Origin of the sequence: Pseudomonas sp. P7779 (genome assembly GCF_013386315.1) — a bacterium.
Lineage (GTDB): Bacteria > Pseudomonadota > Gammaproteobacteria > Pseudomonadales > Pseudomonadaceae > Aquipseudomonas.
The window spans coordinates 21,625-44,129 of sequence record NZ_JACARZ010000017.1; the positions used below are offsets into that span (position 1 = coordinate 21,625).

The window sequence follows — 22,505 nt, forward strand, 5'->3', positions numbered from 1 at the left end:
GGATCAAGGCGTGCGATGCAGCGGGTATCAGGGTTGGTCGGTAAGGCAGAAAATCTGCTCCAGGGGCTGCCATTTGCCGCCGGGGTCAGTCCACGGCGTGGGGGCCTGGAAGCGCCACATCAGGGTTTCCCAGGCTTGCACGTCGGGGTTGGCGCGTGCAGCGTGGTCCAGCCCTTCGAAGCTGAACCCGGCCGCGGTGTCCATGACCATGAACAGCCGCGTGCCCAGGCGCCAGATCTGCATTTCCAGGATTTGCTGGCTGCGCAGATGCTCTGCCACGGCAGGCCAGATGCGTCGATGCAGCTGCTGGTACTCGGCGATCAATGCCGCATCGTCGATCAGGTCCAGCGCCAGGCAGTAACGTTGGCCGCTCATGTCAGCGCCCGGTCGAGGTGGGTGTAGCCTCCATCCACCACCAGCCACTGTCCGGTGGTGTGGGAGGCGCGGGGTGAGAGCAGGAACAGCACGCTGTCGGCAATTTCCTCGGGAGTGGTCATCCGTTTGCCCAAGGGGATTTTTTCGACGATGGCGGCGAGCTTGGCCTCGGGGTTGTCGAAGCCGTCGATCCAGCGTTGATACAGCGGCGTCAGCACCTCGGCGGGCACCACGGCATTGACCCGGATGCCGAACTCCAGCAAGGAGGCGGCCCATTCCCGGGTCAGTGACAGCTGCGCACCTTTTGCGGCGGTATAACCGCTGGTACCGCCCTGGCCGGTGAGGGCCGTCTTGGAGCTGATATTCACGATTGCCCCGCGGCTGGCCTTGAGGGCATCGAGGCACAAGTGGGTCATCAAGTAGTAATGAATCAGGTTCTTTTCCAGGGATTCGACGAACGCTGCACGGCCCGCATCCAGGCCCACGCCGTCGTTGACCCCGGCGTTGTTCACCAGGCCGTCGATGCGTCCGAAACGTCGCAACACTTCGTTGACGGCTGCGCGGCAGGCGTCCTCATCGCGCAACTCGACACGGATGAAGTGGCTTTGACCGTGCTGCTCAAGCTCGGCCGCGAAGGCCGGCGACAACGGTTGATGGCCGAAAATTACCGGGATTGCGCCTTCGGCAATCAATCCCAGGGAAATGGCGGCGCCAATCCCCGAGCCGCCGCCGGTGACGATGATCACGCGGTCCTGCAAATGCAGATTCATGGGCAGTTTCCTTCAAGGTGATAGACCCGCTGGGCCGTGCCGCCCCAGATGGCTTGCTGTTCATCGGGCGACAGTGGGCCGAGGGTCTGTTGCAGCAATTGGCAGGTGCCCTGGTATTCCCCGGCCAGCAGGCACACCGGCCAGTCCGAACCGAACATCAGGCGCTCGGCGCCGAACAATTCCAGCGCCAGTTCGATGTAGGGGCGCAGGGCTCGGGCGTTGCGTTGCTCGGGCCCGGCTTCGGTGAGCAGGCCCGACAGCTTGCAACTGACGTGGGGCAGGGCGGCCAGTGGCGCCAGGTGTTCGGCCCAACCGACGGGGCCGTTGGCGATGTCCGGCTTGCCCAGGTGGTCCAGCACCAGATGATGCCGGTCGTGGCGCTGGCACAGGGCTGTCGCGGCGTCGAGGTCGGCGCAGCGGATCAGCACCTCGTAGACGTAGCCTTGTTGCTGCAGGTGCTGCAGGCCACGGGAGAACCTGGCGTCGGCCATAAAGCTGGCAGGCGTAGGCTCATCCTGAATCTGATGCCGAAAGCCCTTGAGTCCCGGTGCGTCGCGCCACTGTTCCAGGTGCTGTTCCAGGCGTGGGTCGCACAGGTCGACCCAGCCGACGACGCCGAGTATCCATGGGTGCTGCCGCGCCATTTCCAGCAGCGCGTCGGTTTCCTGCTCACCGGCGCGGGCTTGCACGGCAATGCAGCCATCCAGGTCGGCAGCGTCGAGCAACGGCCGCAAGTCCTGTGGGAGAAAGTCCCGCCGCAGGTCAGCCTCAGCCGTACCGATCCACGGATAATCAGCGGCCCGGTAGCGCCAGAAATGCTGGTGCGCATCGAGCCTCAAAGGTGATGGGGACGACATTGTTATTGTGCTCCGTCCATTCAAATTGCGGTTCAGCTCACGGCCGGTGGCGGTATTGCTCCCGGGACGCGGCTTTCATCTGGATCGAAAAGCCCGGCGCCTTCGGCGGCAGATAGGCCGCACCGCGCACCACGCAAGGTTCCTCGAAATGCTCGTGCAAGTGGTCGACATACTCGATCACCCGGCCTTCGTGGGTGCCGGCAATACACAGGTAGTCGATCATCGACAGGTGCTGCACGTACTCGCAAAGCCCGACACCGCCGGCATGCGGGCACACGGGCAGGCCATATTTGGCCGCCATCAGCATCACTGCCAGCACCTCGTTGACCCCACCCAGGCGGCAGGCGTCAATCTGCACCACGTCGATGGCTTCGCGCATGATCAATTGCTTGAAGATGATCCGGTTCTGGCACATTTCGCCGGTGGCGACCTTGACCGGCGCCACGCCCAGGCGAATCTTGCGATGGCCCTCGATATCGTCGGGGCTGGTGGGTTCCTCGATGAACCACGGCTTGGCAAACGCCAATTCGCGCACCCAATCGATGGCGGTGTCGACTTCCCACACCTGGTTGGCGTCAATCATCAATTGGCGGTCCGGGCCCAATACTTCGCGGGCGATGCGTACGCGCCGCAGGTCATCCTGCAAGTCGTGGCCGACCTTGAGCTTGACGTGGTTGAAGCCGGCATCCACCGCTTCCTGGCACAGCCTGCGCAGCTTTTCGTCGCCGTAACCGAGCCAGCCGGCGGAGGTGGTGTAGCAGGGGTAGCCGTTGGCTTGCAGGTCGGCCAGGCGTTCAGCCTTGCCTTCGGCGCGTTGGCGCAGCAAGGCCAGGGCTTCGCTGGAGGTGATGCAGTCGGTGATGTAGCGGAAATCGATGCAGCGCACCAGCTGTTCCGGGCTCATGTCGGCGACCAGGCGCCACAGGGGTTTGCCTTCGGCCTTGGCCCACAAGTCCCACGCGGCATTGACGATCGCGCCGGTGGCCAGGTGGATTGCGCCCTTGTCCGGGCCGATCCAGCGCAACTGGCTGTCACTGGTGACATGCCGCCAGAAGCGGCCCATGTCTTCGGCGATCCATTCCAGGGTCAAGCCCACCAGCAGCGGCTGCATGGCCTGGATCGCCGCGCAGCAAATCTCGTTGCCACGGCCGATGGTGAAGGTCAGGCCATGGCCTTCAAGGGCCGGGTTGTCGGTCTGCAAAATCACATAGGCGGCCGAGTAGTCCGGGTCCGGGTTCATGGCGTCGGAACCGTCCAGGGACTGGGACGTAGGAAAGCGGATATCTTCGACGCGAATCGCGGTAATGGTAGTCATGAACGGCTCCTAGTCTCTTGTCAGGCGTCGACCGTGGTCTGGTTCTGTTCGCCGAGGCCTTCGATACCCAGGCGGATTTTTTGCCCGGGCTTGAGGTAGACCGGCACTGGCTTGATCCCCAGGCCGACACCGGGCGGGGTGCCGGTGGAAATCACATCCCCCGGTTGCAGGCTCATGAACTGGCTGAGGTAGCTGATCAGTTTGGGGATCTGGAAAATCATCGTGCGGGTGTTGCCGTTCTGGTAGCGGTGGCCGTCGACTTCCAGCCAGATCGACAGTTGGTGCGGGTCGGCGATCTCATCGCGGCTGACCAGCCAGGGGCCGAGCGGGCCGAAGGTGTCGCAGCCCTTGCCCTTGTCCCAGGTGCCGCCGCGTTCCAGCTGGAACTCGCGCTCGGAGACATCGTTGATCACGCAGTAGCCGGCCACGTGCTGCATGGCCTGGCTTTCCTCGATGTAGCGGCCACCCTGGCCGATCACCACGCCCAACTCCACTTCCCAGTCGGTCTTGGTGGAGTGGCGGGGGATTTCGATGTTGTCGTTGGGGCCGACGATGGCGCTGGTCCACTTGTTGAAGATGATCGGTTCGTCAGGGATGGGGGCGCCGGTTTCGGCAGCGTGATCGGCGTAGTTCAGGCCGATGCAGATGAATTTGCCTACCTGGCCGACACAGGCGCCCAAACGCGGATTGCCCGGTACCAGGGGCAGGCTCGCGGGGTCGAGTTCTTGCAGGCGAGCGAGGTTTTGCGGGAGCAGGGCGTCACCGGCGATATCACTGATGTGGGCGGACAGGTCACGCAGACGTCCATCAGCGTCCAGCAGGGCCGGGCGTTCCTGACCTTTTTCACCATAGCGCAGCAATTTCATGAGCAATCCTCTTATTGGAAGTGGGCGGTCAGTTGCTCCAGCCGCCGTCAATGATCTGGGTGGTGCCGGTGGTAAACGCGCTGGCATCGGCGCCAAGGTAAAGCGCCAACTGGGCAATTTCCTGGGGCGTGCCCAGGCGTCCCATCGGCTGGCGGGCGGTGAATGCGGCGTACACCTCGTCCTGTTGACGGCCTTCATGGCGGGCTTGTTCGACGATGCGTTGCTGCAGCGAAGGCGACTCCACGGTGCCCGGGCAGATAGCGTTGCAGCGGATGCGCTGGGTAACAAAGTCGGCCGCGACGGATTTGGTCAGGCCGATGACGGCCGCCTTGCTGGCGCAATAGGCAAAGCGGTTGGGCACGCCCTTGAGGCTGGAGGCCACCGACGACATGTTGATGATCGAGCCGCCGCCCGCCGCCAGCATCCCCGGCAGAAACGCGCGGATCATGCGGTACATGGCGGTGACGTTCAGGTCCAGGGCAAACGTCCAGTCGCTTTCCGGGCATTCGAGAATATTGCCGGCGTGCACCACGCCTGCGCAGTTGAACAGCACATCGAGCGGGCCGATCTCGGCAGCAAGGCGTTGAATAGCGCTGGCGTCGGTGACGTCGAGCAAGACCGTTTGCGCGCCCGACAAGTCAGCGAGCGCCTGTTGATTGATGTCGGCTGCAATCACTTCGGCCCCTGCCGCCAGATAGGCTTCGACGCTGGCGCGGCCAATGCCCTGGGCGGCGGCGGTGATCAGCACGCGTTTACCGGTGAGGTCCATGACAGACTCCCTTGATTATTGTTATTGGCTCAATGGTCAGGCCATTGAGGGCGTGAAACACCTGCATCTGCGGCATAGCGAACCCTGGTGGGTTTGCTATGATCAGCACACTGGAAACGATCCAATGGTCAGGCCATTGATCCAATTTTTAGCATGGGGCATCCCGGTCAACAAGCGGCTTTTTTGCGGGTTGATCGCTTTGACCGTGCTGTGCATGAATCGAGCTGAGCCTAGATGCCATTTCAAGTGATTGATAACCAACGTCTTTATCGACAGATTGCCGACCAGTTGCGGGCGTTGATCGACAGCGGAGAATTTCCGCCGGGCAGTCGACTTCCCGCTGAGCGTGAACTTGCCAAACTGCTGGGCGTGAGTCGCGCTTCCGTGCGTGAGGCGATGATTGCCCTGGAGGTGATCGGCCTGGTAGACGTGCGGGTGGGCAACGGCGTGCTGGTGTGTGAACCCGTGCAACCGACAGTCAGCCAGGAACCGGTGATGGCCCAGGCCACCCGGGATCAATGGAAAGAGTTCGATCCGGAACTCAACCTGCACGTCGACTTCAATGCCGAGATTCCACCGTTTTCCCTGCTCCAGGCCCGTCGCCTGATTGAGCCGGAAGCCGCCGCCCTGGCCGCCAAACATGCCACCGACGAAGAGCTGGCGGGGATCCGCGAGGCCTTCGAGCGTAATGTGCAGGACAACCGCGACGGCTCCCATACCCATCCGGGCGATCGCCTGTTTCACATTCGTATCGCCCAGGCCTCGGGCAATCCGGCGTATGCGTTGATGATTGCGCATTTGCTGGGGCATCGTTACGGCAGCATGTTCCAGCGGTTGCAGGCGCATTACACCTCGGACGACATGCCCCATCGCTCGGAAGACGAGCACCGCAAGATCCTCGATGCACTGGAACAGCGAGACGTGGAGGGTGCGCGACAGGCGATGCGCAAGCACCTGGAAGAGGTGGTACGGATTTTCATGCGGGCAGCGCAATGAGCGTTTTCTATGACGCCCGCGGCAATATCTACGGCGTAGTGAGCCCGGAGCATTTACGCAGCAAGGGTATCGACGTGCCGGACCGTGCCGACTTGGCCGCTGGCACCCGAGGTGTTTGGGCATTGGCGGCGATTGCCGCCGAGTGCGGTTGGGATGAGTTGCCGCGCCCGGCAGAGGCCAAGGCGCATCGTTGTGACGGTTTGTTGGTGGGGCCGTTCCAGGCCGCGCCGCCTTTTGACCTGTTGATCGTCAACACCGACGGTTCCCTGGCCGAACGCAGTGGCAATGGCCTGACGATCTTCGCCCAGTCGTTGACCGACCAGGGATTGATGGCGCAAGGCTGTGAGTTGCGGGTGCATCACGACAAGACAGACGCACTGTCGCCGGTGGTTACGCGGGTTGAGCCGGCGGAGTACGAACAGGTGCAGGGCTTTTGGCTGGCGCTCGGGCGTCCCGAGTTCGGGCCTTTGGCGGTAGGGGCTGTTGGTGTGGGCGCGGTCTCGCTTGAGGGAACTGAGGTGAGCCATGTTTCGCCACTGGCTGCGCTCAACCCCGAGTGGAATCACAGCCAGTTTGTGCGTGTGGGCAACCCGCATTGTGTGACGCTGGTACAGGACGCGTCAGCGTTGCCGGACAACGCCCAGCTGCATCGATCAGCCTGGTTCGATCCGCTGAGGGCGATTGCTTTCGCACCACCTGCCGGGGCCGGCCAACCTTGTATTTCCGGGGTCAACCTGCAATGGGTCGCCCGGGATTCAGGCAATCGCGTGATCGCGCGAGTGTTTGAGCGTGGTGAGGGGCCCACGGCGTCCTCCGGGACCAGCGCCAGTGCGGTGGCATGCGCCGCCTGGTCTGTAGGATGGGTGACGGCGGGTCAGGTGGCGGTGGTGATGCCGGGCGGTACCGCACCCGTACGGTTGCAAGCAGAGCCGGGTGAGTTGCTGAGCGTTAGCCTGTTCGGGACTGCGCGGCTGCAGGACGTTTGAAAAACGGAGTGGCTGGCTTAATTATCTTTGTCAGTCGCTTCTCTATAAATAAGCGGTCTTGGTGAGTGGCGGCGTAAGAGTATTCCTGTTAGTGAGTACTGGCTGTTTAACTGCATTTCTGTAATTGGTAAAAGACCCTTCCAATATCGATGTACGAATCTTCTTTTTTATTTTGAAGCGGCCGAATTTCGCCTGAAATCGCTAGTATTCCTGGAGTTCAGGCACTTTTTATCGGCTTCGAATTGAGTGGCTTTATCTGCGTTTTACGGGAGAAGTTATTTCAGCTCGACAATGAATGGCGGGTAACAACGGATGTTCAATACGCTTGTTTCGTCACGTTTCAAACTGGTCGTTGCAGGAATGAACCAGGCATTTCAGGTGCTGGCTTTTAAAGGCAGCGAAACGATTGACCAGCCTTTTTTTATTGAAGTGCAGTGGGTCAGTGAAAACCCCAGCCTGGATCTGGAGAAGTTACTTCACCAACCGGCCTATCTGGATTTTGGCGAGCCCGGTGAAGGCCTGCACGGGCAAATCTACAGCATTGGCCGGGAAGGCCCGGGGCAGCGGCTGACCCGCTACCACCTCACCCTTGCGCCGCGCGTGGCGTACCTGGCCCATCGTTGCGACCAGCGGATTTTCCAGCAGCGCAGCGTGCCGCAAATTATCGCGGCAGTGCTTGAGCAGCACGGCATCCTTGCTGATGCCTATACCTTCGAACTGGGGCCGGTGGTTTACCCACCGCGTACGTTCTGTGTGCAATACGCGGAAACCGACCTGCACTTTATCCAGCGGCTGTGCGAGGAAGAGGGCATTCACTACCACTTTCGCCACAGTGCAGACGCCCATGTACTGGTGTTGGGTGATGACCAGACGGTGTTTCGTCGTTTGCCGGCGCAACGCTACTGCCCGGCCGGAGGCCCGGCTGCCGAAACGCTGGTGATCCAGCGTTTCGATGTGCGCCTGGCCACGCGCAGTGCTCAGGTTGTTCGGCGTGACTACGACTTCGAACATCCGTCGCTGCGCTTGCAGGAGCAGGCCGGATCTTTCCCGGCACTTGAAGACTATCAATACCCTGCGGGATTCACGGGGCATCTGCGAGGTTCGCAGTTGGCCCGGCGTGGCCTGGAACGTCATCAACGCGACCGTCATCGGGCCCTGGGCCGCAGTGACCAGCCGGCTTTGCGCAGCGGGCATTTCCTGGAACTGCGCGGCCATCCGGACCGCACCTGTAATGACTTGTGGCTGATCACCGGCGTGCGTCACGAAGGCTATCAACCGCAGGTGCTGGAGGAGGCGGTGGTGGATGTCGAGGCATTCCACGGCTATCGCAATCGATTTACCGCAACGCCCTGGCGCGCCGCTTACCGCCCGCCGCTCAAGCACGTCAAACCGCGTATCAGCGGCAGCCAGACCGCAACCGTCACCGGGCCCGAGGGTGAAGACGTGCATTGCGACGCTCACGGCCGGGTGAAAATTCGCTTTCATTGGGACCGCCTGGACCAGCACGACGACAAGAGCAGCTGCTGGGTGCGTGTGGCGTCCGGATGGGCGGGTGACAGCTATGGCGCGGTGATGATCCCGCGTGTGGGCATGGAGGTACTGGTGACGTTCCTGGAAGGTGATCCAGACCGGCCAGTGATCAATGGTTGCCTGCCCAATACCTTGCAGCCTGTTGCCTATCCGTTGCCCCAACACAAGACCCGCAGTGTGCTACGCAGCCGCAGTTCGCCGGGCGGGACGGGGGCCAACGAGCTGCACCTCGAGGACCGCAGCGGCCAGGAACTCATCTACCTGCGCGCCCAACGCGATCTGGAGCAGCAGGTCGGCCACGACAGTCGGCTGGAGGTGGTGGGCGAACGTCGGGAAACCATCCACGGCTTGAGTGCCACCACCCTGGAAGACGAGGAACACCGCAGCATCGCCGGCGACCGCAAGGTTCGGCTTGGGGCTGATGATCACTTGCACGTGCAGGGCAACAGCCAGACCCTTGTCGGCCAGACCCTGGTGATCGAAGCGGGGCAACAGGTCCATCTGAAGGCGGGGGCCAACCTGGTTATCGATGCCGGTGCGCAGTTGAGCTTCAAGGCCGGTGGTGAGCATTTGCTGATTCAGGCTGGCGGGATTTTCAGCAGTCGGCCGATCACGTTGGGCGGTGCGCCTGCCGTGATTCGCACAGCCAACCCAGTTGGACCGGGTGACGTGGCTGCTTCGCCCGCATTTGCAGCGGATGGGCCGAAGGTTTCGGTTATCCAAGGCGCAGTCATGGAGCTGGCCAGAAGACTGGATGCGGACTTCTGTCCAGTGTGCGAGCGCTGCCGTGAAGGCCTGTGCGAATCCACGGGGAGGGCGGCTTGATGGAGATCGCGCCTGGCCAGTGGATGGCTGAACAGCAGCAGGCAGGGCGCCGGCTGTGCCTGGTTCTACAGGGTGAAAGCGATGCGCGTGGGGTACTGCTGGCGACACGCACGGTCGCTGAGTATCGCTGCCTCTATGGTGAAACCGTCGCATCGGAAATGGCAGCGGATGGGCCGATGCTCCTGTTGCTCGACCATGTCAGCGAGCCCGCATTGGTGGGTTTGCTGCAAAACCCCCAGCTTAATTGGGGCTGGTTGGGCAGCCTGCCTGGTGATGATTTATCGGGTGTTACCCGGCACTGGCGCGACAGGTTGGTGGTGGGAGCGGCGGGCAGTCAGGCGCTGTACCGCTTCCACGATAACCGCACCTTGGCGCGGGCCTTGGTTCACCTGCCTGCTCGGGACTGGCCTGTTTTTCTCGGGCCGCTGATCGGCGTGTGTTACTGGCAGGGTGAGCGTTGGAGTTGTGTCGATAACCCGGCTCCGGGGGCGTATCCGGTACCCGATCCTGCGCCGTGGCTGGAGGTGCCCAATCCCCAGGCGGGAGTGATTCTGCAAGCCAATATCCTGCGTTACCTGCTGGCCGAGTACAGCGAGGCGTTGAGCGCACTGGTTGAATTTCAAGACCCGAGAATCTGGTTGGCGCAGGTGCTGGAGCAAGCGCGGGCCTGGCAATGGGACAGGCCGGAACAGCTGGAGTTTTTGGTCGTGCGGCGGCTGTTGGAAGCCACTGGGGACGTGCTTATTCGATGGCAGCCGATGCGTGGGGAAGTGGCGGAGGATCATTTTCAGCGGGTGGTTGGGGAGTGGCGTCGGGTGGAGCGGGAGCAGCAGGATGCGTAGGGGAATTATGTCGGGCGTGTGGCGAGGGGTATTCGTTTGCAGTGTGCTGGGTGTTTCCGGTTGTGTGATGAAGCCTGCTGATAGTTTCACTTTGGAGGTCGATTTGCCGGCGAATTACAGACTCAGAGGCGATGCAACTTACGTCCCCGGAACAGGTGAGACTTGCACTTTACGATGGCGTCCAGGTGATCTGCCAGAGATCAAGATATTCGACGCTCTTGAGAAGTCGGTGGCGAATCGGGCGAGCTTTGAGTTGCCTCTGACGGAGACGGTGAACGGGTGTCCGTTAGTGCTGCGTTACATGACGTTTGATGTCTATGCGAAGTCGGCTGAGCACTTGTCGGACAGTGGGGGGGATTTTGCGTTTATCGGTGTGCATGATTGGGTTGAACCCCATATGTCTCGAATGCCGGGGCCAGGTACCTTGGAGGTGCCGGGGGCCTGTCAGTGGTTACTCAGGCCGGCAGGGCCAACGCAGGCGACTGATAACGTATTTCAATGCAACCTGGTAGATGCAAGAGGACTGCCGCCAACGACTGCAACGGGTGGCCGTGTGCAGCGTGATGAGCTGAACGGTAAAACGGTGAGGCTCGTGTTTGGGGAAATCTGATGGGGAGCGTACTTATCTTTAACTTTTACTGAATAAGGATATTCAGCGATGGCGCTTACAGAATGGAAACAACCCTTTTTCAGCGGGAAAATGCCGGCTTGTGCAGTGCGTGGATGTTGGCTGAGTTTTTGTCTGGTGGACGAATCAGGTGACGGAAACGCTTATGGGGGTCTTGCGTACAAGGTTTTTGACAGCACAGGTCAACAATATGCAGGTCGTTTGGATGGAAACGGTTTCGCAAAGTTGGACAACCCATATCGAGGGCCTGTGGTTCTGATCTTCGATGCGCCATATGAAATGAGCGGGGATTACTACGCAACGTTGCAAACGCGTGGTTGTTATCCACTGCCTATCACCGAGCTTCAGGTACGAGCCGAACAGACGCGGTTTTCACGTGTAGACGGGGAGCGCGTCGAGCGAAACCCGGCAGGGCGGGAAACAGGCAAATTCTATCAAGTCGAGGTCAGTGACTTGGTCTTGCACACTGCTCATTTGCCTCCCTTGGCGCCCAGAACCCATCGACCACCGCGGCATGCGCTCCGCATGCTGGCTGAACTTGGGTTTGGCCCCCCTCAGCCCAAGCTGACAGGGCTGGTTTTATTTCCTGACCTGCACACTGTGCTGGAGGTAAGGCCGCTGCGTGCGTTACGCCCGTTGTTGTCGATTGAAGACCAGTTCTGTGCCTTGAACCTTTATCAGTTGGCGCTTATGGCTACCTTGAGTTATTGCGATTTTGGGCAGGAACCATCGACTCCGCCGATGGACCAGGTCAGCTTTCCCATAGAGCCCAGTGTGGGCAATTTTTTTTCCGAACAACTGTCGGGCTATCAGGAGGCTTGGAAGTTCGATTCCGACCAGGTGGAACACTTTTATCCCGTGTATGAAGACGTGCCGTACTCGCAACGATTCGAGGTGTTGCCTTTTGATCCTGAGTTGTATGAGCAAAATCGATCGGGGCAAGGAGAGTCCCCGGCCCACCCAGCGAAGCTGCATTTTTTTGATGACGAGGAGAATGGCACTGATACTCAGGCGTTTATCAGCCATCACGACCATGTGATCCTGATCGCAGTGCGGGGCACTGCAAGCCGTTCCGATGGGCTGAGTGATGCCAATGCTCACCAGGTCGCTTTTGTCGAGGGTGTTGGTAAGGTTCATGAGGGCTTTTATGGCGCGTATCGGGCGATGCGTGATTTTGCGCTGCATTACCTCGACCGGTTCTACATAGGCCAGCGCATCATAATTTGTGGCCATAGTCTCGGCGGCGCCATAGCACTGCTGCTGGCAGAGTCTCTTAGGCGAATTCCAGGTTACGACCGCAACATCCTTCTTTACACCTATGGCGCTCCCCGCGCTGCCGACTCTGAGTTCACTGACGGTGCTTCATCTTTGGTGCATCACCGCATCGTCAATCATAACGACCCGGTACCCAGCGTCCCGGCACCCTGGATGAACACAACTGCCAAACTCTGGATTCCCGGGCTTGTTACCCTGTTCAGCAATCCTGCACCTGCTGGCCTGCTGTTCGCACTTGGGTTGGTGCGGGTGGGCGGGAACGCCTATCAGCATCACGGCTCCCAGCAGCATTTCATGCCGATTGCCTTGCCCGACGGCACACAGTCTTCAATATTGTGGAACCCCGGGTGTGAGTCGATCGAAGAAGCTGCATGCAATCGCGCGATTCAACTCAGCGGTGATATGCCGGACCGGGCCAACCTGATCAAGCAGCTAGTCCAATACAAGCAGCACTTTATGACCGCAAGCTACATCCCGGCAGCCTGGGCGACGTTACGCCGCTGGCAGCAAACCGTGGACGCCGACGGAACACTGGTGACTGCGAGTGAATTTGAGCTGATCGAAAAAGCGCTGATCAGCATGCGGCAACAACTGCGGGAGAAAAAACGAGAACTGGACCGCTATCGACCGACCAATCAGCGTGGTTATGAAGATATCCAGGCCTTGAGCATCGAAGCTGATCGTCTGCAAAGTAGTCGCGACCGCCTGGCAACCCTCCGCTGGCGCCGCCTCCAGGCCCGCGACGTCTACGGCAGCCACGCTTCATCCCCAACCCTGCAATCCAGCCTGAAACGCTGGTTCGCTCACCCGCAAAATCGCGTACTCACCCAAGTGGCGAGCATCCCGCCACAATCGGATGATGGCTGGGGAAAGCCACAAACCCTCGATATAGATTCAATCGTATGAGCCTACAAAAACTCCACCTGCGCCGGCCGGCGTTTCATCAACACTTTGCCCGCTCGAATCGAATACAACGGCAAGCCCTGGCTGCGAATCACTTCATAGTCGCTGTCTGCAGACAGGATCAACAGGTTCGCCGGGCGTCCCGGTTCCAGGCCATAACGATCCCCCAGGGCCATCGCCCGGGCGCTGTTGTCGGTGACCAGGTCGAGGGCACTTTGCAGGTTGCGGTAGCCAAGCATGTGGCAGATATGCAACCCGGCTTCCAGCACCCGCAAAATGTTGCCGTTACCCAAGGGGTACCAAGGGTCGACGATGGAGTCCTGGCCGAAGCAGACGTTCATGCCAGCCTCCAGCAGTTCGTTGACCCGGGTCACGCCGCGGCGTTTGGGGAAAGTGTCGAAGCGGCCCTGCAAGTGGATGCTTTCGGTAGGGCAGGAGACAAAGCTGATGCCCGAATGCCCCAGCAGGCGGAAGAGTTTGGCGCAGTAAGCATTGTCGTAGGAGCCCATGGCCGTGGTGTGGCTGGCGGTCACGCGGGCGCCCATGTCACGGCTGCGGGCTTCTTCGGCCAGCACTTCAAGAAAGCGCGAGTGTGGGTCGTCGGTTTCGTCGCAGTGCACATCGACCAGGCAACCGGTGCGTTCGGCCAGGTCCATCAGGAACTTCACCGAACTCACCCCTTGGTCACGGGTGTATTCAAAGTGCGGGATGCCGCCGATCACGTCGGCTCCCAGGCGAATGGCCTCTTCCATCAGCTCGCGGCCATTGCGGTAGGACTCGATGCCTTCCTGGGGGAACGCGACGATTTGCAGGTCGATCAGGTGGCCGCTTTCCTCGCGTACTTCAAGCATGGCCTTGAGCGCGGTGAGGTCCGGGTCGGTGACGTCGACATGGGTGCGCACATGCTGGATGCCATGGGCGGCCAGGGTCTGGATGGTTTTTTTGGAGCGGGTCTTGGTGTCTTCCAGGGTGATGGTGGCCTTGCGCTCGCCCCAGCACTCGATGCCTTCAAACAGGGTGCCGCTCATGTTCCAGCGCGGCTCGCCGGCGGTCAGGGTGGCATCGAGGTGAATGTGCGGCTCGACGAAAGGCGGGACCACCAGGTTGCCGGCGGCGTCCAGGTCGTCGGGGCCTGCCAGGGGGGCCGCGCCTTGTTGGGTGATGCTGGCGATCCGGCCGTGTTCCAGGTGCAGATCATGCAGGCCTTCACGGTTGCGCAGGCGGGCGTTGATGATGTGCATGGGCAAGTTCCTCTTGGCAAAAAACAGTCAGGCAGACAGCCGCCAGATCATCAGCGCGATGCCGATGTCCAGGCGGTCATAAGCATTGTCCAGCGTCAGCCCGCACAGGGCTTCGATACGCTGGACGCGGTGCGTCAGGGTGTTGCGGTGAACCGCCAGCCGTTGGGCTGCGGCCACAAGGTTACCATTCTCGTGGAACCAGGCCTCCAGGGTCGGCATCAGGCTTGGGCCATGGTGCAGGTCGTGGCGCAGCAGCGGCCCCAGGCGTTCGTTGAGGAACTGATCGAGCAGGGCGCGATCACGTACGCCACTGAGCAGCTTGAGCACGCCCAACTCATCGTAGACACACAGCCCGGCGCGTTCACTGAACCGTCGCGCAGCGGCCAATGCCTGGCGCGCCTCATCCAGGGCCTGGGCCAGGCGCGCGGGTGGGTGCGGGGCAGCACTCAGGCCGATAAACAGTTTCAACGGTGCCAGGCGCAGATTCAGTGCCTTCAACCAACCCGCCAACAACTGACGGTTCGCCAATGCCGCACCCGCGTCTATCGCAGGCAGCAGCAACGTCCATTGTCCGGCACGCCCCAGCACGGGCGGGCGCGACGGATGCTGCGCAGCAAACTGGCGCAGACGGCGGGTAATCGCATCGTGTTGTCGGGCAAGCTGCGCCTCGACCACTGGCGCCTCACCTTGGGCAAACAGCGCGTCGCTGCCGTCCAGTTGCAACTGGACGAGTTGCCAATGGCCGGCCAGCGGCATGTCCAACTGCGCAGCGCGGTGCAGCAGCAAATCCAGGGATTGATAATCACCGGCCAGCAGGCGCTCCAGCACATCGTGTCGCGAGCGCCCCAACTGCTGCGACTGGATCAACGCCGAACCGATGGCCTGGGTCACCAGTACCATCTTCAACGAGTAAGGCTGTTCGATCAGCGGCATGCCCGCCGCTTGCGCCGCTTCCAGCAAACGCTGGGGAATCGCCTGGATATAGTCCGGCCCCGTGAGGATCACCAGGCCGGCGACCTGGCGCTGACAGGCTTCGTCCAGCAGCACCAACAGATTGGCCTCGTCCCGTGGGTGATTGATACCGGTGACGAACACCAGTTCGCCCCCCAGCACCCATTCGGCAATGCCGCTGTTTTCTGCGACATAGGGCCAGCGCACCGTGTTCTCCAGGCCGGCTTCCCCGGCCCGCAGGCACATCGATTCAAGGCCGGGCAAGGCCAACACGTCGGCGATTGTCAGGCTCATGCCTGGACGTCAGCCAAAGGTGCCCGCACCCGCAATACGCTGGTCAGCACGATGTAGGTCAGGGACGCCGCCACGATCCCCACCAATGGCGCCACCCAGGGTGAATGAAAGGCCAGCACCGTACCCACGGCATAGGCGATCAGCCCTGGCCAGTTGAAGGCCGGCAGGCGTGTATCGGCCAGGCGCGGATAGTGGCCGCGATAGCGATAGAAGAAATCCGCCATGATCACCCCGCCAATCGGTGGGATCACCGTGCCCAGCAGGATCAGGTAGGGCACCAGCATGTCGTACATGCCCAGCAACGCCAGCAGGGTGCCGATCACCGCACCGGCCAGGGTCACCGTTTTGCGGCGCTTGGTGCGCAGCAGGTTGCAGCCGGCGACGGCGAAGTTGTAGATGGTGTTGTCCTGGGTGCTCCAGATATTCAGCAACAGCATCGCCATGGCCGCCATGGCGAAGCCTTGCAGCAGCAACACTTCGACCACGTCGGGCTGCTGGTAGACGATGGCGCCATAGGCACCGATCAACACCATCAAGCCGTTGCCGATAAAGAAGCCGATCAGGCTGGCCAGCACCGCGACCCTGGCCGAGCGTGAGAACCGCGTCCAGTTGGTAGCCTGGGTCGCGCCGCTGACAAAGGTGCCGAACACCAGCGTGATAGCCGTGGACATGTCCAGCTCACCGGTCGGCACCACCGCCAGCAGTCCATCGAGCCCGCCGACCTTGACGGTGGCGACCCACATCGACAGAAACAACAAAATACCCATGGCCGGCACGGCGATGTAGGACAGAATCTCCAACCCGCGATAGCCCACGTAGGCCGTCGCGCAGAACACCATGCCAAACAGCACCATCAGCCCGAGTACGCTGCCCTGGCTCAACTCGAAATACTTGCCCAGTACTACGGCTGCGGTGGCGGTGCCCCAGGCGTACCAGCCGATCTGGGTAAAACCGAGAATCAAGTCGCTGAGTTTGCTGCCCACTTCACCGAAGCAGAAGCGCCCCATCAATACTGAATTCAAACCGCTCTTGAACGCGATGTAACCCAGGCCTGCGGCGTAGATACCCAACAGCAGGTTACCCAGGGCCACGACGCCGAGCATCTGGGTAAAGCTGAAGGCCACCCCCAGCTTGCCGCCGGCGAACATGGTCGCGGTAAAAAAGGTAAAGCCCAGCAGCACCATGGCGGTGGAGGCCAGGCCTTTGCGGGCATGCATGGGCACCTCGCTGAGAGGGTAGTCATTGCCCGGTTCGTTCTGCGTCATGTGCCGTTCTCCCTGAATGAGTGACGCAGGCCTATTGCACCCGTCGTGCCAAGTGCGAGGCAGTGACGGGCGCACGGTCAGGACTGTGCAGGTTGCACAGTATTTATAGCCAAACAGGGGAAACACGCAGGCGGGATTGGTCTTTCTGCCCACTCAGGCGCGAAAGCGGTGCAGGGTGATACAAATTGGATCACCCGTGATTCAATCGAACAGGGTGTGAGTGGTCTGCCCGCGATGAAAGGCAAAAGCGGCCTCAAGGTCGCTTTCAATGGTGCGGCCACGGGACAGCGGCGGCAGATCGTCCAGGCTGAAGAAGCCAACTTCGGTGGTTTCGAAACCGGCCGCCGGCGCCAGTTGATCAACCCGTTCGCACAGAAAGTAGAGTTTGTAGAAGTCCCGGATATCCGGCCGGTACAAGCCTTTGGCCTTGTGGGTGACGCTGTACAGCGCCTTGGCCGTGACCGTCAGCCCGGCCTCTTCGCGAATTTCCTTGACGATGTTTTCAGCCGCCGACAAACCAATATCCGCATAACCGCCGGGCAATGCCCAGCAGCCATCCGTGAGCTCGCGGACCAACAGGATCCGGTCACCGTCAATCACTGCGCCCCGCACATCAATCATGGGCGTCGAATAACGTTTGGCAAAATCCGGCACCAGCCCGGTGATGCGCTCCAGCGGTACTTCGCCCAATTGCGCCAGCATGCTGTGGGCAATCTGGGCGATTTCCTCAAGGCGCTCGCGCTCGAAGTCATCGGTGCAGAAGTGCAGCCCCGTGGAGGCCAATGCTTGCAGGCGCTTGGCCTGGGCCAGCCAGGTGTTTTCCATGGGAGCTCCTTCAGTGCGAGGCGGTGAGGTCTTTTTGCATGTAGACCCGACGCAGGCCGTTTTCCTCGGCCCGGTGGGTTTCCACATAGCCTTTGCGGGTGTACAGGGCGATGTTTTCGGTCATCGCTTCATTGGTGTAGAGACGAATGGAGCCATGCCTGGCCTGGCCTTCCGCGAAGCCCAGCAACAGGCGCCCGTAACCCAAGCCCTGGGCACCGGGGTCGACGGCCAGGTTATCCAGCAGCAGGTACTCATCGTGATGAATCAGTACGACAAAGCCGTGGACCTGGCCCGCACTCTCCAGCACATGCACCCGTTCGGCAGCGACCTGCTGGCGATAGTCATCCAGCATCGGCCCTGGCTTGCGCCCGATTCGCTGGATGTAAGGGGAGTAGGCGGCGTGGACGATCGCTTCAATTGCGGCGATATCGTCGCCGGTAGCGGGGCGGATATGGGTTGGCATCGCAGCGCTTCCTGTACAAGAGGCCACGACTGTAAGGGAGTCACCGGCATAAAAAAACCACCGCAAGGGTGGTTTTTTACATCGCCGGCTTATTCGCCGCGATAGATGCAGCCGCTGGTGCAGGTCTCATGGATGCGAATCGCGCTGAGTTCCGGCAACAGCGGTTTCAGTTCATTCCAGATCCACTTGGCCAGCACTTCGCTGGTGGGGTTTTCGAGGCCCGGGATGTCGTTGAGGTAGTTGTGGTCGAGGCGTTCGTAGAGCGGCTTGAAAATCGCCTTGATCTCCGAGAAGTCACGGATCCAGCCGGTGTGCGGGTCGAGGTCGCCGCTGAGGTGGATCGCCACCTTGAACGAATGGCCATGCAGGCGCCCGCATTTGTGGCCTTCCGGAACGTGGGGCAGGCGGTGGGCGGACTCGAAGGTAAACTCTTTGAAGATTTCCACAGGGTTTTTCAGCTCGGTGAGGTGTCTGGCAGGCGGCGAGTTTAACAGTTTGTCGCGGCCGCGCGCATACCGCGTAGCAGCTGTCGAGCCATGGCGAGGCTGCGTTTGCGATTTGTCTGACAAACCGAGGTGCTGCCGACGCAGCCTCGCTTGGGCTCGACAGCTGCTACGGAGAGGGCGCTAGAGAGCCAGCAGGCGTTCGCCCAATTGGCCATTGTCGGCCAGTTGCAGAAACTCATCCCCCAGCCGCTGGCTTTCGCTCATTGCGGTTTGCCAGTACTTGTTGCGGCCCGGGTCATCCCCCATGAAGCGCTTGAAGTCACTGCGGTCCGGCAGTTTGCCGTGGGGCAGTCGCGCCAGGTATTCCTTCGACGGCGCCAGCAGCAGGACATCCTGCAAACCCTGTTGATTGGCGCGGCGCCATGGCAAGCCTTTGTCGAACCAGCCGGGAATGACCCGGTCGGTGAAGTGCGGGTACAGCACGATGTCATCGCCGTGGTAGGGCAGGTCGAGGTGATAGTCCAGCAGGCCGCCATCGCGGTAAGTGCCTTGGCCTGCACCCGGCAGGTCGCGTACGCCTTGCATCACCATGGGGATCGAGCCCGACGCCAGCAAGGCCTGGCGCAGGTTGCCCAGTTCCAGATCAAGGAAGCGCGACGGGAAATCCTTGAGCGCATGCAGCGGTGGCGCCTGGCGTGGGTCGTGGACGATCAGCCGTTCGAAGTGCCGGGACAACCGCGCGCGGCCCCTCAGGTTGTCGGCGATCACCGAGGACAACCCCAAACCAAGCCGACCGCGATGATCGTCGGCGAGCAGGCCATGGCTTTTGACCACCATGATGTTCAGCCGGTAGTGCGGGTTGTCGAGCACGCGGGCATCGCGGCCGGCCAGCAAGTCATCGAGCATGCGCACGCAGCTCTGGCTGACTTCGGCCATGGTCACGCCTTTGGCAAAGCTTTGTGCGTTGTACAGCCGGCCCAGGTCGAGCAGGCCTTGCACCGGGTCGGGCAGGCACGCACTGGCAAACCGCCAGGAGCCTATCGAGGCGCCGATCAGCGCACGCTCGCGGGGCGCCCGGGGCAGCCAGTCACCAAACAGCGCCAGGTCCAGACCCTGGATGCCCAGCGCCTTGGGCCCGCCGGCAGCGCCGGGAAGGATGCCGACGTCCGCAGGCGCAAGCCCCTGCTCACGAATGCGTGCAAAAGCGCGTTTACCGGCCTTGAGGGTCAAGGCGGGGAACTTCATATGGATGGCAGTCATACCGGTCTCATTTACCGCGAGCAGGGCAGTATAGAAAATCTTGGCCGGTTGCAGGCAAAGGTCTCGCAGAGAATTGCCATGGTGGCAATTCAGTTTCAGTTAAGTTGGATCCAGTACCGTGAGCCCCGTAGGCAAAATATCCCGAAACGGAGACTCACCATGAAAACCCTCACAGCCTTGATCGCCAGCAGTATCATCGCCCTCACCGCAGGCGTCGCCCAGGCTCGCGACCTGGGGCCGGACGAAGCACTGAAGTTGCGCGACGCTGGTACCATTGTGTCTTTCGAGAAGCTCAACGCCACGGCGTTGGCCAAACATCCCGGCGCCACCGTGCATGAAACCGAGCTTGAAGAGGAATACGGCAAGTACCTTTATCAGGTTGAACTGCGCGACGCCCAGGGCGTCGAGTGGGACCTGGAATTGGACGCCGTCACCGGCGCCGTCCTCAAGGATCATCAGGATACGTAATGAAGGTAAATCTACGCACCAGCGTTCAAGTGGCGCTGGTGCTCCTGGCATTTTGCTCAGGCCTGGCCGCTCGTGACCTGGGCCAGGACGAAGCGCTGCGCCTGCGCCAGGAGGGTGTGATCGCGCCGCTTGAGCATCTGCTGGGCCCGGCTTTCGAGCGCTACCCGGGCGCCAAGCTGCTGGACGCCGAGCTTGAAGAGCACAAGGATCGCCCTGTGCGCTATATCTATGAAATCGAACTATTGACGGTGGAAGGCGTGGTGCGCGAGATCGAACTCGATGCCAACACTGGTCAACTGCTCAAAGACAAGGAAGACGACTGATGCGCCTGCTGCTGGTGGAAGACCACGTACCCCTGGCCGATGAGCTGATGGCTGGGCTCAATCGCCAGGGCTATGCCGTGGACTGGCTGGCAGACGGGCGCGATGCGGTGTATCAGGGGCGCAGCGAACCCTACGACCTGATCATCCTTGACCTCGGCCTGCCGGGTTTGCCCGGGCTTGAGGTGTTGACGCAATGGCGTGCCGCCGGCCTGGCCACGCCGGTGCTGATCCTCACTGCCCGCGACTCCTGGGCCGAGCGCATCGAAGGGCTCAAGGCCGGGGCCGACGACTACCTCAGCAAACCGTTCCATCCCGAAGAGCTGCACCTGCGTATCCAGGCCTTGCTGCGTCGTTCCCATGGCCACGCCAATCAGCCCACCTTGCAGGCTGCCGGCTTGCACCTGGATGAGGGTCGCCAGTGTGTGATGCGTGATGGCGAGGAGATCCAGCTGACCGCGGCCGAGTTTCGGCTGCTGCGTTACTTCATGCTGCACCCCGAGCAAATCCTTTCAAAAAGTCACCTGGCCGAACATTTGTACGATGGCGAGACCGAGCGTGACTCCAATGTGTTGGAGGTCCACGTCAACCACCTGCGCCGCAAGTTGGGCCGCAGCGTGATCGAGACCCGGCGCGGCCAGGGTTATCGGTTTGGCGCCAGCCCGGCATGAAGTCGATCCAGCGGCGCCTGAGCCTGGGGCTGATCAGTGTGATGGTGATCGTCGGTCTGGTGCTGGCGCAGACCAGCCTGTGGCTGTTCGAAATGGGCCTGCAACGTTACCTGGAGTCCGGCTTGCGCAACGACAGCGAGAACCTGCTGGTGGCGCTGGTGCGCGGGCCGGCGGGGGTGCAACTGGATGAGCAGCGGTTGTCTCCTGCGTACCAGCGTCCGTTTTCCGGGCACTATTTCCGTATCGATTTTGCCGACACCCATTGGCGTTCCCGCTCGCTGTGGGACCAGGAACTGCCGCAGTTGCCCCACGCCGGGCTCAAGGGCAACCTGCAGTTGGGGCCGGAAGGCCAGCAGTTGCTGGTACTGCGTTCGGACTACAAACGGTTTGGCCAGTCGATTTCCATCAGCGTGGCCCAGGACTACACACCCGTCAGAGAAAGCTTTCGGCTGATGCGCCAGATCGGCCTGGTGCTGGGGCTGGCGGCGCTGTTGCTGATCCTGATTCTGCAACGGGTCACCGTGCGCCGCGCCTTGCGCCCGCTGGAGACCGCACGCAACCAGATCGCCCAACTGCAGCAGGGCCAGCGCTCGCAACTGGATACCCAAGTGCCGGTGGAGCTGGAGCCGCTGGTGGCGCAGATCAACCATCTGCTGGCCCACACCGAAGACAGCCTCAAGCGCTCGCGCAATGCCCTGGGCAATCTCGGCCATGCCTTGAAAACCCCGTTGGCGGTGTTGTTGAGCGTGGCATCCAGTGAACAGCTCAAGGACCATCCGCAACTGAGCAAGCTGCTGCGGGAACAGTTGGAGCAGGTGCAGCAACGGCTTAATCGTGAACTCAATCGTGCCCGCCTGGCCGGAGAGACACTGCCGGGTGCCTTGTTCGATTGCGACGGCGAATTACCGGGGTTGCTTGCGACCCTGAACATGATCCATGGCGAACACCTGGATTTGAGTTACCGCGTGCCGCCCGGTTTGCAATTGCCGTGGGACCGCGAAGACCTGCTGGAACTGTTGGGCAACCTGCTGGACAACGCGTGCAAATGGGCGGATGCGGAGATTGTGTTGAGCATCGGCGAAACCCCGGAAGGCTTTCGGTTGGCTGTCGAAGATGACGGGCCGGGGATTCCCGAGAGCCAGCGTGATCAGGTGTTCAGCCGAGGCACGCGGTTGGATGAGCAGACTGACGGGCATGGTCTGGGGCTGGGCATCGTGCGGGATATTGTCGAGGTGTGGGGCGGGGTGCTTCTGTTGCAGGAGAGCGAGCTGGGCGGGTTAAAGGTCATCATCGACCTGCCACGCCGCCATTGAAAACAAACCGTAGCAGCTGTCGAGCCTCGCCAAGGCTCGACAGCTGCTACG

22 protein-coding genes are annotated in these 22,505 nt (G+C 61.3%); 9 read left to right on the plus strand and 13 right to left on the minus strand.

Going from position 1 to position 22,505, the window contains the following annotated elements; all coding sequences use genetic code 11:
• Nucleotides 1–27 precede the first annotated feature (27 nt).
• From HX869_RS05670 to HX869_RS05695, 6 genes are read right to left on the minus strand one after another with little or no spacing between them, the layout of a single operon-like run.
• Nucleotides 28–375, minus strand: coding sequence for an L-rhamnose mutarotase (locus HX869_RS05670; RefSeq protein WP_003219515.1), 348 nt, complete (start codon nucleotides 373–375; stop codon nucleotides 28–30).
• Complete coding sequence (locus HX869_RS05675; RefSeq protein ID WP_003219518.1) at nucleotides 372–1,145, minus strand: SDR family oxidoreductase; 774 nt, start codon at nucleotides 1,143–1,145, stop codon at nucleotides 372–374. Before HX869_RS05675 ends, HX869_RS05670 begins: the two co-directional genes overlap by 4 nt.
• Entirely contained in the window at nucleotides 1,142–2,002 is an 861-nt protein-coding gene (locus HX869_RS05680; RefSeq protein ID WP_023658957.1) for an amidohydrolase, read from the minus strand. Before HX869_RS05680 ends, HX869_RS05675 begins: the two co-directional genes overlap by 4 nt.
• Before the next feature lie 37 nt (nucleotides 2,003–2,039).
• On the minus strand, nucleotides 2,040–3,317 hold the full coding sequence (locus tag HX869_RS05685) for an L-fuconate dehydratase (protein WP_008432761.1): 1,278 nt from the start codon (nucleotides 3,315–3,317) through the stop codon (nucleotides 2,040–2,042).
• 20 nt (nucleotides 3,318–3,337) lie between these two features.
• On the minus strand, nucleotides 3,338–4,183 hold the full coding sequence (locus HX869_RS05690; RefSeq protein ID WP_177068404.1) for an ureidoglycolate lyase: 846 nt from the start codon (nucleotides 4,181–4,183) through the stop codon (nucleotides 3,338–3,340).
• Nucleotides 4,184–4,211: 28 nt separating this feature from the next.
• Complete coding sequence (locus tag HX869_RS05695; RefSeq protein ID WP_102604550.1) at nucleotides 4,212–4,952, minus strand: SDR family oxidoreductase; 741 nt, start codon at nucleotides 4,950–4,952, stop codon at nucleotides 4,212–4,214.
• A 234-nt stretch (nucleotides 4,953–5,186) separates the two neighbouring features.
• On the opposite strand from HX869_RS05695, the gene HX869_RS05700 reads away from it, so the two are divergent.
• From HX869_RS05700 to HX869_RS05720, 5 genes are all read left to right on the plus strand, one after another.
• The gene (locus HX869_RS05700; protein WP_102369450.1) at nucleotides 5,187–5,948 is read left to right on the plus strand and encodes a FadR/GntR family transcriptional regulator; all 762 of its coding nucleotides are present in this window, start codon (nucleotides 5,187–5,189) and stop codon (nucleotides 5,946–5,948) included.
• Complete coding sequence (locus tag HX869_RS05705) at nucleotides 5,945–6,934, plus strand: diaminopimelate epimerase (protein WP_178902853.1); 990 nt, start codon at nucleotides 5,945–5,947, stop codon at nucleotides 6,932–6,934. The genes HX869_RS05700 and HX869_RS05705 overlap by 4 nt, the downstream gene beginning before the upstream one ends.
• Before the next feature lie 312 nt (nucleotides 6,935–7,246).
• Nucleotides 7,247–9,289: a type VI secretion system tip protein VgrG gene (locus HX869_RS05710; RefSeq protein ID WP_178902854.1), complete on the plus strand. Its 2,043-nt coding sequence runs from the start codon at nucleotides 7,247–7,249 to the stop codon at nucleotides 9,287–9,289.
• Nucleotides 9,289–10,131: a DUF4123 domain-containing protein gene (locus HX869_RS05715; protein WP_178902855.1), complete on the plus strand. Its 843-nt coding sequence runs from the start codon at nucleotides 9,289–9,291 to the stop codon at nucleotides 10,129–10,131. The genes HX869_RS05710 and HX869_RS05715 overlap by 1 nt, the downstream gene beginning before the upstream one ends.
• A 658-nt stretch (nucleotides 10,132–10,789) precedes the next feature.
• A complete protein-coding gene (locus HX869_RS05720) occupies nucleotides 10,790–12,940 on the plus strand; it encodes a lipase family protein (protein WP_178902856.1) in 2,151 nt (716 codons plus the stop codon).
• Between the two features lie 2 nt (nucleotides 12,941–12,942).
• Here HX869_RS05720 and codA read toward each other — a convergent pair whose 3' ends face one another.
• The 7 genes from codA to HX869_RS05755 all read right to left on the minus strand — a co-directional run bounded on the left by codA (nucleotide 12,943) and on the right by HX869_RS05755 (nucleotide 19,682).
• The gene (gene codA / locus HX869_RS05725; protein WP_003219538.1) at nucleotides 12,943–14,178 is read right to left on the minus strand and encodes a cytosine deaminase; all 1,236 of its coding nucleotides are present in this window, start codon (nucleotides 14,176–14,178) and stop codon (nucleotides 12,943–12,945) included.
• Between the two features lie 27 nt (nucleotides 14,179–14,205).
• The gene (locus tag HX869_RS05730; protein WP_178902857.1) at nucleotides 14,206–15,423 is read right to left on the minus strand and encodes a PucR family transcriptional regulator; all 1,218 of its coding nucleotides are present in this window, start codon (nucleotides 15,421–15,423) and stop codon (nucleotides 14,206–14,208) included.
• Entirely contained in the window at nucleotides 15,420–16,688 is a 1,269-nt protein-coding gene (codB, locus tag HX869_RS05735; RefSeq protein ID WP_003219542.1) for a cytosine permease, read from the minus strand. The genes HX869_RS05730 and codB overlap by 4 nt, the downstream gene beginning before the upstream one ends.
• A 201-nt stretch (nucleotides 16,689–16,889) precedes the next feature.
• The gene (locus HX869_RS05740; protein ID WP_008432778.1) at nucleotides 16,890–17,513 is read right to left on the minus strand and encodes an NUDIX hydrolase; all 624 of its coding nucleotides are present in this window, start codon (nucleotides 17,511–17,513) and stop codon (nucleotides 16,890–16,892) included.
• A gap of 10 nt (nucleotides 17,514–17,523) precedes the next feature.
• Nucleotides 17,524–17,976: a GNAT family N-acetyltransferase gene (locus tag HX869_RS05745; protein WP_087693060.1), complete on the minus strand. Its 453-nt coding sequence runs from the start codon at nucleotides 17,974–17,976 to the stop codon at nucleotides 17,524–17,526.
• 89 nt (nucleotides 17,977–18,065) lie between these two features.
• A complete protein-coding gene (queD, locus tag HX869_RS05750) occupies nucleotides 18,066–18,422 on the minus strand; it encodes a 6-carboxytetrahydropterin synthase QueD (RefSeq protein ID WP_003190259.1) in 357 nt (118 codons plus the stop codon).
• Nucleotides 18,423–18,602: 180 nt separating this feature from the next.
• Complete coding sequence (locus HX869_RS05755; protein WP_003219547.1) at nucleotides 18,603–19,682, minus strand: hypothetical protein; 1,080 nt, start codon at nucleotides 19,680–19,682, stop codon at nucleotides 18,603–18,605.
• Nucleotides 19,683–19,841: 159 nt separating this feature from the next.
• Here HX869_RS05755 and HX869_RS05760 point away from each other — a divergent pair, with 159 nt between their 5' ends.
• From HX869_RS05760 to HX869_RS05775, 4 genes are read left to right on the plus strand one after another with little or no spacing between them, the layout of a single operon-like run.
• Nucleotides 19,842–20,150, plus strand: coding sequence for a PepSY domain-containing protein (locus HX869_RS05760; protein WP_003219548.1), 309 nt, complete (start codon nucleotides 19,842–19,844; stop codon nucleotides 20,148–20,150).
• Nucleotides 20,150–20,473 (plus strand): PepSY domain-containing protein, encoded by a 324-nt coding sequence (locus HX869_RS05765; RefSeq protein WP_008432790.1) that lies wholly within the window; start codon nucleotides 20,150–20,152, stop codon nucleotides 20,471–20,473. Before HX869_RS05760 ends, HX869_RS05765 begins: the two co-directional genes overlap by 1 nt.
• Nucleotides 20,473–21,141, plus strand: coding sequence for a response regulator transcription factor (locus HX869_RS05770; protein ID WP_003219550.1), 669 nt, complete (start codon nucleotides 20,473–20,475; stop codon nucleotides 21,139–21,141). Before HX869_RS05765 ends, HX869_RS05770 begins: the two co-directional genes overlap by 1 nt.
• A complete protein-coding gene (locus HX869_RS05775; RefSeq protein ID WP_008432791.1) occupies nucleotides 21,138–22,454 on the plus strand; it encodes a sensor histidine kinase in 1,317 nt (438 codons plus the stop codon). The genes HX869_RS05770 and HX869_RS05775 overlap by 4 nt, the downstream gene beginning before the upstream one ends.
• Nucleotides 22,455–22,505: the final 51 nt, after the last annotated feature.